The organism is Bacillus sp. Je.9.29.b (assembly GCF_051129925.1).
Classification (GTDB): domain Bacteria; phylum Bacillota; class Bacilli; order Bacillales; family Bacillaceae; genus Bacillus; species Bacillus safensis.
Genome location: NZ_JBCPSO010000001.1, coordinates 276,961 through 290,398 on the forward strand (window position 1 = coordinate 276,961; position 13,438 = coordinate 290,398).

The window sequence follows — 13,438 nt, forward strand, 5'->3', positions numbered from 1 at the left end:
CAACAGGCTCTCCGTTTAAAGGGGGGCCTGTTGTTTTTGCGTAAATAATTCACGGTTTTTCTTTAGAAGAGGATATAAAAAGCGAGAACGATGAGCCGTTTTTCCTCGTCTAAATGATGGAACAGACAGATAAAGAGATTGTTCAGCTCTTGTCATAGCAACGTATAATAAACGGCGCTCTTCTTCCAGCGCTTCTTCATCACCGTTTCTGAGTTCATCCAGTGAGAAATCATGGGGAAGTGCCCCGTCGACCACACAAGTAATGTATACTGTCTGGAACTCAAGTCCCTTTGCGCGGTGGATCGTCATGAGCTGAACACCGGGTTCATCTGTTTTTTCCTTTTCGGCAGACTTCATATGTTCGGCATGTGCGAGAAAGGCTTCAATCGTTTCAAAGCGTTTGGCGGCTGTTTTCACATCACGTACATCATCCGCTCCTTTTTCAAGTACATTCGTATCGTTCACCCGTTTTTTTAAGTAATCCCCGAGTCCCATTTTTTGTTCAATAAATGTCACTGCGTCCGATGGCTTTAACGTCCGTAACGTTCGGAACAAAGGAACAATTGATTGCAGCTTTTTCCGTTGAAACGGCTGTATATCTGTCAGTTTTCCAAGCGCTTCTATCATTGAGCAATCTTCTGTGATGGTCAGTGCCTTTAGTGTATTCAGGGTTTGCTGCTTTAAAAAGAAAACGGGCAGCAGCTGTTTTATGGCGGCCACATCATCTGCATCCTGACTTAAGGAAAGAAAGGCGAGGAGTACCCGAACCATTCGTCTGCTGTAGAAGGCTTTGACGCCAGCATCCGTCTCATATGGAATCGCCGATTGATGCAGCCGTTCATAAATCGCACGGCCGCCTGTATTCGTTCGAAACAGCACGCAGAAGTCATTCGGCTTTGCACCATTTTTAATTTTCTCCTGAATATCTGCGACAATCATCGTCGCTTCCTCTTCTTCGTCATATGGATAGAAGAGCGTCGGAGGAATTTTCTCCGCGCGCACGGCTTTTAACGTCTTCTCATAACGATGCTGATTTTTCTTAATAATCGCATCAGCACTTGCGACAATCGTATGGTGAGACCGGTAATTCGCATGTAAATGGACGATCTGAGCCGAAGGATAGTCCTGTTTGAATTCAAGAATGAAAGCAGGATTGCTACCCCTAAAGGCGTAAATGGCTTGATCATCATCCCCTACACAAAATAACTGCTCTGATTCTCCGGCTAAAAGCTGAATTAATTGATATTGCACTGGATTAATATCCTGAAATTCATCCACTAAAATATACTGGAATCGTTCTTGATACCGTTTTAGCAGTTCTGGCTGTTCTGTGAGCATATGTAAGCAGGCAATCGCCATATCATCAAAGTCAAATTGCTGATGATCTCGTTTTTGCTGTTCATATGATTGATAGATCGTCCACATGTGTTTTTCCTTTTCATCATTCAAATCAGGAAGTTCACCTGGTAAAAAGGCATTTTTCCAATAGCCGATCGATTGCAGTACTTGATCGGTAGGGTAGTCTTTCTCATCAAGTCCTTCATTCATAATGGCTTTTCGAATGTATTGCTCCTTTTGCCAGTCAAACTTGATCAGATGCTGGCCGTTCCATTTGCTTGCGTCATCGTGAAGCAGCATTTTATAAAAAAGACTGTGGAAGGTGCCTGTCACCACTTGGCTGGCTTGTGAAGGATGAAGCTGATATTGCTTACGCAGCCTTTCTTTCATCTCATTGCTCGCTTTTGTGGTGAAAGTTACGAGTAAAATATGGTGAGCAGGAATATGATGATGGGACATGAGATAAGCCGCTCTAGCCGTCAGGACTCTTGTTTTCCCGCTGCCGGCACCAGCCAGCACAAGCATCGGACCATCTAAATGTGTGACAGCTTGAAGCTGCGGTGTGCTAAAGGTGATATGCGGGAAGAGGTCGATCGTATGAACTTCTTCATTCTCTTCTAAATGTAAGGCATCGCTAAATTGAATCGACCTTGGTTCCTGCCAGTCATATGATTCGCTCGTTTGCGAGATGATCTGTTTGCCGGTTGGAAAACGGAAGCCTCCGAGTTCTTTATAGGAAGTCTTTTCCTCTTGTTCAGCCGTTTGATGATGATCTGCTTGTTCTTCAGCTTTTTCACATATCTCTTGCTGAGACATGTGCTTATGAATAAAGGCAGGTTCATCATGTATATTTAATCTAAAAAAGACCGGTTGTCCGCAATATGGGCAGAATAATTGTCCTTTTTTTCCCTCGTCATGGAGGAATTGATAGTGTTCTCTCGAATACATATGTAATGAGATCGTTCGATCATATCGTCGTGCGCATTTCAAAGCTAGTCCTCCAATAGTCAATCAATCTTAAAACGAAACACATCTAATCATATCAAATGAGGCGTGTTTCAAACAGTCATAATTAGGGAATAGTAGAATAGAAGAGAAGCAAAGGAGGCGTTCTTGATGGGATATATAGCCCCGATTCAGCCGGATCTGTATTTTCAATATATCAATCGTCCAGCTCCTCAGGATAAAGAAGACTATGCGAAAGTAACAAAGGTTACTCGCACCTTTCATGACAAGATATACAGAGAGCTGGAGAAAAAAGAGGACTTAGTGACAGAAGCGGAAACGAAAGTACAGCAAAAAAAGCGGGAACGCTTTGTACGAGATATGTTTATGGAGGAAGGCAAGGGCATTCATATCAATACGTATATATAAATGATTGCGCTTTCTTCCTGTGGCGAACGATAATGAAAAAGAAAAAGCCAGGGCATCTTGAATGCTCTGGCTTTTCTTTTGGTCAAACAGACAGCGTTTTTGTCATTTTGACATGTGTGATCCCTGCTTCTTCAAACGGTTCAGAAACCGCTTTGTAGCCTTTCTTTTCGTAGAAAGGAAGAGCTTGGACTTGGGCATGCATAACCGCTTCTTTTGCTCCATTAGCAATCGCTTCTGTTTCTAGCGCCTCTAATAGTTTGTGGCCAAGGCCGAAGGAGCGCGCCTCTTTTAACACACAAATGCGTTCAAGCTTTGCCTTTGAACCCTCAATGATCCGCAGTCTAGCGGCTGCCTGAGGCTTTTTGTCATCATTGTAAATGACAAAATGGGTGGCTTTGTCCTCTAGTTCATCTATTTCGATCTCTACTGGAACTTCTTGTTCTTTTACGAATACTTCTTTTCGTACATAATATGCATCTTCTCGTTGTGTTTGTTCTGTTACGATGACTGTTTTCAAATGTCTTTAACCCTCTTCTCCTAAAATAAATGTTTCATAGACGGTCCAAGAACCGTTCTCTAATTGATATAAAAGGTGGAAGCGATCCACTGTTTCTTCATGGTCAATCTTTCTCAGCTTTAATGTGCCAAGTACGTCTGAATGCTCATCATCTGATAGTTTTTGAGCCACTGTCACATGAGGAACAAAGGCATATTCAGGTGTACCAGCAAGTGGATCTGCGTACAATCTTTCATTGAGCGCTATGATGTCCTCGTTCGGTTCTACTTTCATATAAATGACGTTGTTTACAGGAGCGAATGAACTGAATTTTTTAATACGTAACGTAATAGGAGAAGCATTTTTTGCATAATCTCTTAACGTTGAGACGACCTCAGCCGCTTCTAGATCCGTTAATTCAAAAGGTGTTCTTAATGTTAAATGAGGCGGTATGAGTGCATAGTTCGGATCATAACGCTTCCGGTAAGAGTTCGCAATATCTTGCAATTTTTTTGATGGAAATATAACAACTCCGTATTTCATCATGTTCCCTCCTGAATAAGAAAGTATTTATTATTGTTTATTATAACAAAATTCAGTTGATTAACGAATATGGGAGCATTCTTTTTAACGAAGGCGCAATGAGCGGCTGCCAAAACGTCCATTTATGATCCCCTTCGAATGTCTCAAATAAGTAATCCGCACCAGATTGTTCAAGAAGGGCCTTTAAATCTTCGTTCGGCTGAACAAAATCAAGCACCTGGCCATCTGTTGTTTTCACAGCCGTTTCCTCAAGCCCAATTTGATGGATAATGGCATAATGAGAAAGGGCTGTTGACTGTTTGACGGCTTCTAGAACCGACTCGTCAACGTAAGGGGACTGCAAAATCAGCCCGCCAAATAAAGAAGGATAATCAATGGCTGTCATGAGGGAAATCGTCGCACCCAGTGAATCACCAATAAACGTCCGTCCTGATCCAATTTGATAGGTTGGATAGTGTTTATCAATATAAGGGACCAGTTCATTTGCTAAAAAGCGTTTATACGCTTCAAACTTTGTACCATCTGGATGATACGTGTTTCGTCTTTCCGTGACATTTTCATAAGGAACACCAATGATAATCGAGCGTTCCATTTCTTTGTTTTGCATCAATTCTTCTGCCTGTCTGCCTATTTTGCCTAGGCGGAAATAATCATGACCATCCTGGGCAATGATGACATGATATGTATAAAGGGGGGAGTAATTGACTGGCAAATAGATCAAAATGGTCATGTCCGCCCCAAGTTCTTTTGACTGTAAGGTTTCTTCTTGAATGATTCCTGTTTTCTTCACCATAATCCATTCCTCCAGCTAACCAAATTCATCATAAAGTGAAACGTTTCCATTCATTGTAACATGAAAAACAGCGTTGTTCCTATATGCTAACATGCAATCAAACCGTATAACATCGATTCTGTTATAAAATACAGAAAATTTTAATTAATCATGACATTTCCCCTTGAAAAATGAGATTTAATGGGTTACAGTATTAAGAATTAGAACAGACAGACAACACATTCTTATCGTGAGAGGTGGAGGGACTGGCCCTTTGAAACCTCAGCAACCGGTATGCATCACTTCATGTGATGTACCAAGGTGCTAAATCCAGCAAGCAGCTTTTTTGCTTGGAAGATAAGAGGAAGCGATTAAACCCCTTCTTCTTATGAAGAAGGGGTTTTCTGTTTTGAAATCAGATTTTTACTTAGGATGGTGTCAAATGACAGAACATGTGGAAACGAAATTAGCGCAGATTGGAAACCGTAGCGAAGAGGTGACTGGCACTGTCAGTCCTCCCGTTTATCTTTCGACAGCATACAGACATAGAGGTATAGGGGAATCTACAGGATTTGATTACATTCGAACGAAAAACCCAACAAGACAGCTCGTAGAGGATGCAATTGCTTCACTCGAAGAAGGGACGGCCGGTTTTGCCTTCAGTTCGGGAATGGCAGCGATCCAAACGATCATGGCTCTATTTGAAAGCGGAGATGAACTCATCGTCTCTTCAGACCTATATGGCGGTACATACCGTTTGTTTGAAAACGAATGGAAAAAGTACGGATTACGTTTTCTTTATGATGATTTTTCAGATGAAGACTGTTTACGCTCTAAAATCACGCCAAACACAAAAGCGGTCTTTATTGAAACACCGACAAATCCACTGATGCAGGAAGCAGATATTCAAAAAATAGCGAAGATTGCAAAAGAGCATGGCGCTTTGGTGATTGTCGATAACACCTTTTACACACCAGTCTTGCAAAAGCCGATTACGCTTGGAGCGGACATTGTCATTCATAGCGCAACCAAATATTTAGGCGGACATAATGACGTTCTTGCAGGGCTTGTGGTGACAAAAGGAGAGCAGCTGTCTGAAGACATGTTCCAGCATCAAAACGCGATTGGAGCGGTTCTATCACCATTTGACTCATGGCTTTTAATGAGAGGAATGAAAACACTGGCTCTTAGAATGCGCCAGCACGAGGCAAATGCGAAGGAGCTGGCACAGTTTTTAGAGAAGCAGCCAGAAATTCAAGATGTGCTTTACCCAGGAAAGGGAGGCATGCTGTCATTCCGAGTAGCCAAAGAGGAATGGGTCAATCCATTTTTGAAGCAGCTGAAAACGATTTGTTTTGCTGAAAGCCTTGGCGGAGTCGAAAGCTTCATTACGTATCCTGCGACACAAACGCATATGGATATTCCAGAAGAGATTCGCATTGCAAACGGTGTATGTAACAAGCTGCTCCGTTTCTCTGTTGGCATCGAGCATGTAGATGATCTGAAAGCAGACCTGAAACAGGCACTCTCACAAGTAAAAGAGGAGGTACACGCCAAATGACCACACACGATTGGACACTTGAAACACAACTCGTTCATAATGCGTTTAAAACAGACCGTTCAACAGGTGCAGTCAGTGTACCGATTCAGCATGCATCCACATTTCATCAAAGCAGCTTCGATGAATTTGGCCAATATGACTACTCCAGATCGGGGACTCCGACACGTCAAGCATTAGAAGATACAATTGCAGCGCTGGAAGGAGGAACAAGAGGGCTTGCTTTTGCATCAGGCATGGCAGCTATTTCGACTGCTTTTCTTCTATTATCAAAGGGAGATCACGTCCTTGTCACAAGAGATGTGTACGGCGGGACTTTCCGAATGATTACCCAAGTTCTTTCAAGATTTGGAATTGAGCATACCTTCGTGGACATGACCGATTTGAATGAAGTTAAAAGAGGCATTCAATCAAATACAAAGGTCATTTACATGGAAACACCGTCAAATCCAACACTAGGGATTACAGATATTGAAGGTGTTGTCCAGCTTGCGAAAGAGCATGGCTGTCTGACTTTCTTAGATAATACGTTTTTAACGCCTGCGCTTCAGCGTCCGCTCGACCTTGGTGTTGACGTTGTTTTGCACAGCGCAACGAAATTTTTAAGCGGCCATAGTGATGTGCTGTCAGGCTTAGCTGTGGTGAAAGATGAGAAGCTGGGAGACGAACTCTATTCGCTGCAAAACTCTTTCGGTGCGGTCCTTGGCGTGCAGGACTGCTGGCTTGTGTTAAGAGGGTTAAAAACCCTTCAGGTGAGATTAGAAAAAGCAAGCCAAACGGCCTTCGAACTAGCTTCCTTTCTCAAAGAACATCCTGCGGTGAAAAAAGTATACTACCCAGGCTTAGACGATCATCCAGGCGCAGATATTCAGCGAAAGCAAGCAAGCGGAGCAGGAGCGGTTCTCTCATTTGAACTAGAAAATCAAGCGGCAGTCAAAGAATTGGTGGACGCTGTCACATTACCTGTATTCGCCGTCAGCCTAGGTGCCGTCGAATCCATTTTGTCGTACCCAGCCAAAATGTCACATGCGGCTATGCCAAAAGAAGAAAGAGAAAAAAGAGGGATTACAGATGGGCTGCTTCGTTTAAGTGTCGGAGTTGAAAACGGAGAAGATCTCAAACGCGACTTCAAACAAGCACTTGATCAACTAAAGCCCGTCCTTGTGAACCAATCATAAAGAAGGAGAGAAAAAAGCCGGCACAGCCGCCGGCTTTTTGACCTTTTTTGAACAAAACCATTGACGCTTTATTATTATGGTTATATAATAGAGACTGTCAGTAACAGAAAGCCCAGAACTGATACATAACCCGATTCCGTAGCTCAGCTGGGAGAGCGCTACCTTGACAGGGTAGAGGTCGCTGGTTCGAGCCCAGTCGGAATCATCGTTTAAACCCTTGCGTAGCAAGGGTTTTTTGTTTTTTTGACAACGAATATCTGTTCAGTTTCTTTTGATTGGGGACGAACTTTATCCGCCAGATTGTTTCTCAGTTGGCAGGAGGTTTTTGACTGATTGCCTAACGATCTTCTCGTCTTTACCTGTTTTTCTTTTCAGGTCATCAATTGTTGGATTCTTACGAAAGCGACTCATATTATAAATAATTCGATAAATCTTTCTCTCAATATCAGGCATGCAATCACACCATAAAACAGTTTGATAGAATGTACGTTCGTAAAAGAGTTTTGTTAAATGACACTAGGAGGAAAAAACTTTGAAATCTTTTTGGGAAATAGACGAGGAAGGTTACTATACGTTAAAAAAGATCACTGCATACGAATTAGCTAAGGCTGAAAAGAAACTTGGAGTCACTTTGCCAGATACATATAAAAAGCTCATATTAGAACAAAATGGTGGTTATACAGTTCATAATGCTTTTCCAACCACTCACTCTAATTCATGGGCTGAGGATCATATTCAATTTAATCATCTTTTAGGAATTGCAGAAGGTGAAGGAATTATGGATAGTGGCTACTTAATAAAAGAGTGGGAGCTTCCAGAAGGGCTTGTTTTGATTAGCGGGGATGGACATACTTGGGTAGCAATGGATTATCGAAAAACGAAAGAGAATCCTGCAATTCATTATTTTGATGTTGAGATGGAAGAAGACTTTAAATTAGCAGATTCCTTTGATGAATTCATTCAGGGGCTGTATACAACTGAGTACACTGTTGATGAGGAAGCAGCAGAGGGTGAATATGAACTTCCTGAAGCTCATTTAAGTAAAGAAGAACTTGAAGCCATATTTGAATTGGACGTCCTTGATGAAGGTAATCTGTATAAAATTCAATATTACCCGATGGTTGATTTGAACGAAATTGAATGGTTTTTTAAAAAGATGCAATATCATATTGAAAAAACAAAAGATGAAGATGCGCTTTATCAAGTAGCTGATACGATTCTCTGCATTTTCTTATTAAATCAAAATATGCCGATTAACGAAAAAATTAGTGAGGTTCTGTATCAAATTGTTAAATTTTTAGAAAAAAATAAAGATCCACTTATAGTAAATCAAGGAGAACAAATTGCTATGCAAACAAGTTTCCTTTAATAAGCTTTGAGCATGCAAAGACAGGCCATACTGGTGGAAGACCTATCTGGGGAAGCATGAAATAAAATGAATATCATTTTGCCGTCCAAAGGGACGGCTTTTTTCAATAGAAACAGTTAACGGAAATACAACATTTCAAAACGTATATACAAGATAGATAGGGGCTATTCATTCCTATAGTATTCATTAGATTAGAAGTTCTCTATAGCTCCATTGCCCTTCATAGTCAATACTTGAATTATCTATACAAAAAGAATTTAATTACTTCGATTTTTCTCTCCCCAATCACATAACTGTTCTAAAATTGGTAAAAGTGTTTCTGCCTTATCTGTAAGACTGTATTCCACTTTAGGGGGGATTTGTGGATATTCCTTTCGTATAATCATCCCATCTGCCTCCAAATCTTTAAGTTGTGCACTCAATGTTTTAAAGGTAATCGTTCCAAGTCTCCTTTTCATATCATTAAAGCGAACGGGTTGATTTTCCGAAAGGAGATACAGAATTAGCATTTTCCATTTGCCTCCTATAACTGATAATGTATATCCAAAAGGTGTCTCTTGGATATTACCCGTTTTTCTATAATCAGCCATACTCATATTGACACTATCCTTTCTGATAGTAGCTATCTAAATAGTGCGTACTATTTTTTTATTTATATTCATTTTATACTTACTTTACTTTGAAATAAAGGAGAGAAAACGATGACTAATATTAAAACCTACAATCACAATCTATGGGATCACGGTATTACCCAAGGATATAGCGTTAAAGGAACAATCTACATTTCAGGTCAGTTTTCATACGATAAAAATGGTATGTTCGTTGGTAAGGAGAATATTGAAGCTCAGACTCTGCAAACATTTGAGAACCTTGATCGGGTATTGGTGGAATTGGGAGCTACGAAATCCAACATTGCATATGTTGAAATTTTTCTAACAAATCCACAAGAACACTCCGAAACAGTCATAGATCTATTCAAGGAATACTTAGGTCAACACCGACCAGCTGGCAGTCTCATTGGTGTGACATATCTGGCTTTCCCAGAGCAATTGATTGAAGTCAAGGCTATCGCACACACTGATTAAATACGTTATCAGATTAATTTGACCAATTCTCTATACAAGGGAAAGGGTAGAATCTAGAATTGCTCAACGTGTAACCAATAAAAGGGCAGAGGATAGACAGCACTATTTAAAGCATATGTGGGAAAAACTGAAATACAAAGTTATGTGCAGATGAAGGCTTCTCATTAGATATGAATTAAATTAAAACAGACCTTTAAGGGTCTGTTTTTTTATGGGGACGGATTGGGGACGAACCCTTTCAGTTTTCTTCAGAAATGCACATTTTTTATCAGAATAGCTCATCATAAATCAGTCTTTTCAAGAAAGGTCTGTTTGCTTCGGATGAGGTCATTCACCTTGACAGGGTAGAGGTCGCTGGTTCGAGCCCAGTCGGAATCATCGTTGAAACCCTTGTGTAGCAGTTTTTTGTTTTTATCTTTCTTCATGAAAACGTATGAAATTTGTATCGCAACGCCTTTTGAGTCACCTAATAAATAGACCAGTAACGTTTAAATCCTGTATGATTTTATTTCCTTTATCTTTCCAGACTTTGCAGCACTACTAAAAATATATACATCACAGAAATCAATTTTTAAACCATTCGCTAATAACATCACACCATTTATTGAAGCAAATTTCCCGTGTGTTATTACTTGGTAAATTTCAAGGTTGCCAACGATTTCTCTGTCCTCTTTGTACAAAGTGGAGATTAAGGCATTTCGCCCTTCAAGCTTTGTATTATCCTTTAACTGATACCAGATAATAGATTCATCCGCAAATTCCTTAATAACTTCAGTCTGCCGCGTTAATATAGCTACTGTAAAATCAATGACTATTTGCTTCCTGGGAGCATTGTCACATCCTGTTGGAATGATAAGCTTTATTTCATTGAGGGAACTGTCCACTAATGTTAACCTCCTAAAAATACGTATTATAAAAGCTTTTTGTGATGTAATCTGGATCGTCTGTTAAAGTTCAAAAAAGGCATTTTTAAACTGATATTGAATTATAACATAAAGAATTTATAGTTCATTCCCTAAGATGGGACAGATTAATTTAGAAAAACAATTAAATTCTTCCTTAAAAAAGGTAGAGTAATCCTATCTGAGGGTGTTTTAGCCCTAGCATGTCCAGCTCTTTTTTGAATAGTATTTAAGGAGTGCGACCATTATGAATCGTGGTTGTTGAAATAGGTAATTTTGATGTGAAAGAGTCATTAGACAATAAAAGAACCAGAAACAAAGTATGGGGATATATGACGGCTTGGCCCGCCATCTCGTAGGGGGATAACGACGTTTCAAAGTATTGATGGAAGATAATCCGTTGAACAAATTTTCCTTTCCATACTAATCACACATCTTTTAATAGTATCAGCATATCCAGTTTAAGAGGATTCTTACAAAATATTTAGTATTTTTTGCGAGAATCCTCCTAAATGTAATAATATTTTCATTTATAATTCTCTATTTGTCTATACTTTTCATATCGCTGTTGTATAAGCTCTTCTGAGGATAATGGTATCAATTTTTTTAGAGATGATTCGATCACAGATTTAATCATTTGTGCCTGTGATTTTATATCATTTTGTGCTCCACCTTGCATTTCAGGGATGATTTCATCAATCATTCCTAACTGTTTTAAATCTTTTGCTGAAATTTTCATATGTTCAGCAGCTTCTGGAGCATACTTAGCGTCCTTCCATAGGATAGATGCTGCTCCTTCTGGCGAAATTACCGAGTACCATGAATACTCTAACATATGGATATGGTTACCGACACTAATGCCAAGAGCTCCACCACTTGATGCCTCTCCAATTACAATACAAACAATTGGCACTTTAAGCGTAGCCATTTCAAATAGATTTCGAGCTATCGCTTCAGAAATTCCACGTTCTTCAGACCCTTTCCCTGGATAGGCACCTATTGTATCAATAAATGTAATAATAGGGCGATTAAATTTATCAGCTTGTTTCATAAGTCTTAGCGCTTTTCTATATCCTTCTGGATGAGCCATTCCAAAATTTCTTTCTATATTTTCCTTTGTACTTCTACCTCTTTGATGACCAATAACCGTAACGGGCATTCCTTTAAATTTTGCAATACCACCTATCATTGCTTTATCATCACCATATAATCGATCACCATGAAGTTCGAAAAAGTTTGTAAACAATAAAGGTATATAATCCAATGTCGTGGGCCGGTTACGTAGTCTTGCAATTTGAACTCGTTGAAAAGCTGTAAGATTAGAATAAATTTCATCTTGCATTTTATTTAAACGTTTTTCTAATAAATGAATTTCTGACGATAAATCTACATTACTTTCTTTCATCATTTTCTTTAATTCATCAAATTTCTCTTTTAGTTCAATAATAGGACGTTCAAAATCCAAACTCATTTTATCCTCCAAAGGTTATGATTTACCTCACTCTAATCAAAAGACTTAGAAATAGAATCAATAAATAATTCAAAACCATCCACAACTATTTTTTGTTCTGATTCTGATAAATTATTGAGGATACGTTGATAAAATGTAAGGGATTGCTCTCTTAAGCGATTAACAGTAATGTGTCCTTTTTCTGTGAGGTGCAGAAAAAGTTCTCTTCTGTTTTTTTCATTTACTTCACGATAAACAAGCCCCATTTTTACTAACTTATCTACCAATCTACTTACAGTTGAAGTCTCTAATCTAAGTTTATTGGATAGTTGCCAAACAGTTAATTTTTCCACCTCTAGTTCCTCTAGCGCCATCATTTGAGAAGTTGGTAGAGGTTTTTCAAATGGTCCATTGGGCAAATTTTGAGATTCAAAAACCCCAGTGATTATAATCATTTTCTTAATATCTGTTCTTAGTTTTAAGGCATCTTCTCTTTTCAAAAAGGTCATCCTCCTACAATTGATGTATCATACATCAATTGTATTATACATGAATATGATTTTTTCACAAGCTTAACGTAAGCCAATATTCAGGAATGCACAGTATTGCAGCTGATCGAAACACAACTTCTCAAAACGTATAGGCAAAATTAAAACAGACCCTGCATGGTCTGTTTTTTATGGGGACGGATTGGGGACGAACCCTTTCAGTTTTCTTCAGAAATGCACATTTTTTATCAGAAAGGCTCATCATAGAACCTTATTAAATCAGTTTTTTTCAAGGAAGGTCTGTTTGCTTCGGATGAGGTCATTCACCTTGACAGGGTAGAGATGACGGTTCGATCCAGCTGAATTAGAGACCATCGTAAAGAACTCTTCTCTGTTAAAGATTAAAGAAGCAATCGGTAAAAAAATATGAAACTATTTTATTTCCTCATCCATTACTTTCTTATATTTTTCAAACTCAGAATCCTTCATTTCTCCGTTCATTTGAAGCAGGAAGTTCCCTTTTGAATATGTGTGAGAGAAGAACATAGATCCAGCATTTCCTAACTCATCATAATAAGATTTGGCTTGGTTAAGGTCAGTTTCATTTCCAAATTTAAAAATCCTTCCACCAGCATTTTCACCTAAAGAAGGAATGAGAATCCTTTTTCCTTCTTCTCTTATATTTCCAAACTCTTTTTGTTCAAGATCAGTTGGTTTTTCTGCTTCAAGCCCAGCACTTTTGAAAGCTTCAATCACGTTGTCTGTGGTGAGCTGTTTTTTAGTAGATGCTGCATTGCTACAAGCTGTTAACAATAATAAACATGTAAAACATAATACAAAATATTTCTTCATAGTAGATCCTCCTGATTGATAGATGCATAAGGA

Annotated in this window: 15 protein-coding genes, 1 tRNA gene and 1 riboswitch; of the genes, 6 read left to right on the forward strand and 10 right to left on the reverse strand. The window is 39.1% G+C overall.

Annotated elements, in window-relative coordinates:
- Window positions 1–15: 15 nt before the first annotated feature.
- Entirely contained in the window at window positions 16–2,328 is a 2,313-nt protein-coding gene (locus AAZR19_RS01460) for an ATP-dependent helicase (protein WP_218677339.1), read from the reverse strand.
- 126 nt (window positions 2,329–2,454) lie between these two features.
- Between AAZR19_RS01460 and AAZR19_RS01465 the strand changes: the two genes are divergently transcribed.
- Window positions 2,455–2,712, forward strand: a complete 258-nt coding sequence (locus AAZR19_RS01465; RefSeq protein ID WP_024425007.1) for a hypothetical protein — start codon at window positions 2,455–2,457, stop codon at window positions 2,710–2,712.
- Window positions 2,713–2,794: 82 nt separating this feature from the next.
- Here AAZR19_RS01465 and AAZR19_RS01470 read toward each other — a convergent pair whose 3' ends face one another.
- The 3 genes from AAZR19_RS01470 to AAZR19_RS01480 are packed head-to-tail and all read right to left on the reverse strand — an operon-like array spanning window position 2,795 to window position 4,544.
- Complete coding sequence (locus AAZR19_RS01470; protein WP_075622833.1) at window positions 2,795–3,229, reverse strand: GNAT family N-acetyltransferase; 435 nt, start codon at window positions 3,227–3,229, stop codon at window positions 2,795–2,797.
- Window positions 3,230–3,235: 6 nt separating this feature from the next.
- Window positions 3,236–3,751: a YjcG family protein gene (locus AAZR19_RS01475; protein ID WP_326349698.1), complete on the reverse strand. Its 516-nt coding sequence runs from the start codon at window positions 3,749–3,751 to the stop codon at window positions 3,236–3,238.
- A gap of 52 nt (window positions 3,752–3,803) precedes the next feature.
- Window positions 3,804–4,544: an alpha/beta hydrolase gene (locus AAZR19_RS01480; protein ID WP_075611257.1), complete on the reverse strand. Its 741-nt coding sequence runs from the start codon at window positions 4,542–4,544 to the stop codon at window positions 3,804–3,806.
- A gap of 221 nt (window positions 4,545–4,765) precedes the next feature.
- Window positions 4,766–4,887, forward strand: a riboswitch (SAM riboswitch).
- A gap of 78 nt (window positions 4,888–4,965) precedes the next feature.
- Between AAZR19_RS01480 and AAZR19_RS01485 the strand changes: the two genes are divergently transcribed.
- The 3 genes from AAZR19_RS01485 to AAZR19_RS01495 all read left to right on the forward strand — a co-directional run bounded on the left by AAZR19_RS01485 (window position 4,966) and on the right by AAZR19_RS01495 (window position 7,464).
- Entirely contained in the window at window positions 4,966–6,084 is a 1,119-nt protein-coding gene (locus AAZR19_RS01485) for a methionine biosynthesis PLP-dependent protein (RefSeq protein WP_125586482.1), read from the forward strand.
- Window positions 6,081–7,259 (forward strand): cystathionine beta-lyase, encoded by a 1,179-nt coding sequence (metC, locus tag AAZR19_RS01490; protein ID WP_041110172.1) that lies wholly within the window; start codon window positions 6,081–6,083, stop codon window positions 7,257–7,259. The genes AAZR19_RS01485 and metC overlap by 4 nt, the downstream gene beginning before the upstream one ends.
- A gap of 132 nt (window positions 7,260–7,391) precedes the next feature.
- Window positions 7,392–7,464 (forward strand) — tRNA-Val (locus tag AAZR19_RS01495).
- Window positions 7,465–7,547: 83 nt separating this feature from the next.
- Here the strand turns inward: AAZR19_RS01495 and AAZR19_RS01500 are convergent.
- Window positions 7,548–7,712 (reverse strand): hypothetical protein, encoded by a 165-nt coding sequence (locus AAZR19_RS01500; protein ID WP_172400636.1) that lies wholly within the window; start codon window positions 7,710–7,712, stop codon window positions 7,548–7,550.
- A 79-nt stretch (window positions 7,713–7,791) separates the two neighbouring features.
- Between AAZR19_RS01500 and AAZR19_RS01505 the strand changes: the two genes are divergently transcribed.
- Entirely contained in the window at window positions 7,792–8,628 is an 837-nt protein-coding gene (locus AAZR19_RS01505) for an SMI1/KNR4 family protein (protein WP_434702117.1), read from the forward strand.
- Window positions 8,629–8,885: 257 nt separating this feature from the next.
- Here AAZR19_RS01505 and AAZR19_RS01510 read toward each other — a convergent pair whose 3' ends face one another.
- On the reverse strand, window positions 8,886–9,224 hold the full coding sequence (locus AAZR19_RS01510) for a winged helix-turn-helix transcriptional regulator (protein WP_218677341.1): 339 nt from the start codon (window positions 9,222–9,224) through the stop codon (window positions 8,886–8,888).
- A 105-nt stretch (window positions 9,225–9,329) separates the two neighbouring features.
- Between AAZR19_RS01510 and AAZR19_RS01515 the strand changes: the two genes are divergently transcribed.
- Window positions 9,330–9,713, forward strand: coding sequence for a RidA family protein (locus tag AAZR19_RS01515; protein WP_061109701.1), 384 nt, complete (start codon window positions 9,330–9,332; stop codon window positions 9,711–9,713).
- Between the two features lie 488 nt (window positions 9,714–10,201).
- Here AAZR19_RS01515 and AAZR19_RS01520 read toward each other — a convergent pair whose 3' ends face one another.
- From AAZR19_RS01520 to AAZR19_RS01535, 4 genes are all read right to left on the reverse strand, one after another.
- Window positions 10,202–10,597: a hypothetical protein gene (locus tag AAZR19_RS01520; RefSeq protein ID WP_218677342.1), complete on the reverse strand. Its 396-nt coding sequence runs from the start codon at window positions 10,595–10,597 to the stop codon at window positions 10,202–10,204.
- A gap of 544 nt (window positions 10,598–11,141) precedes the next feature.
- On the reverse strand, window positions 11,142–12,086 hold the full coding sequence (locus AAZR19_RS01525) for an acetyl-CoA carboxylase carboxyltransferase subunit alpha (protein ID WP_041105891.1): 945 nt from the start codon (window positions 12,084–12,086) through the stop codon (window positions 11,142–11,144).
- A 32-nt stretch (window positions 12,087–12,118) separates the two neighbouring features.
- Window positions 12,119–12,565 carry a MarR family winged helix-turn-helix transcriptional regulator gene (locus AAZR19_RS01530; protein ID WP_041105892.1) on the reverse strand — a complete coding sequence of 149 codons (447 nt, stop codon included), beginning with the start codon at window positions 12,563–12,565 and terminating at the stop codon, window positions 12,119–12,121.
- 420 nt (window positions 12,566–12,985) lie between these two features.
- On the reverse strand, window positions 12,986–13,405 hold the full coding sequence (locus tag AAZR19_RS01535) for a stress protein (protein WP_076840885.1): 420 nt from the start codon (window positions 13,403–13,405) through the stop codon (window positions 12,986–12,988).
- Window positions 13,406–13,438: the final 33 nt, after the last annotated feature.

Coding starts and splice junctions, on each gene's coding strand:
- AAZR19_RS01465 (WP_024425007.1), top strand. CDS start 2,455: ATGGGATATATAGCCCCGATTCAGCCGGATCTGTATTTTCAATATATC.
- AAZR19_RS01515 (WP_061109701.1), top strand. CDS start 9,330: ATGACTAATATTAAAACCTACAATCACAATCTATGGGATCACGGTATT.
- AAZR19_RS01475 (WP_326349698.1), bottom strand. CDS start 3,751: ATGAAATACGGAGTTGTTATATTTCCATCAAAAAAATTGCAAGATATT.
- AAZR19_RS01500 (WP_172400636.1), bottom strand. CDS start 7,712: ATGCCTGATATTGAGAGAAAGATTTATCGAATTATTTATAATATGAGT.
- AAZR19_RS01510 (WP_218677341.1), bottom strand. CDS start 9,224: ATGAGTATGGCTGATTATAGAAAAACGGGTAATATCCAAGAGACACCT.
- AAZR19_RS01525 (WP_041105891.1), bottom strand. CDS start 12,086: ATGAGTTTGGATTTTGAACGTCCTATTATTGAACTAAAAGAGAAATTT.
- AAZR19_RS01485 (WP_125586482.1), top strand. CDS start 4,966: ATGACAGAACATGTGGAAACGAAATTAGCGCAGATTGGAAACCGTAGC.
- AAZR19_RS01535 (WP_076840885.1), bottom strand. CDS start 13,405: ATGAAGAAATATTTTGTATTATGTTTTACATGTTTATTATTGTTAACA.
- AAZR19_RS01480 (WP_075611257.1), bottom strand. CDS start 4,544: ATGGTGAAGAAAACAGGAATCATTCAAGAAGAAACCTTACAGTCAAAA.
- metC (WP_041110172.1), top strand. CDS start 6,081: ATGACCACACACGATTGGACACTTGAAACACAACTCGTTCATAATGCG.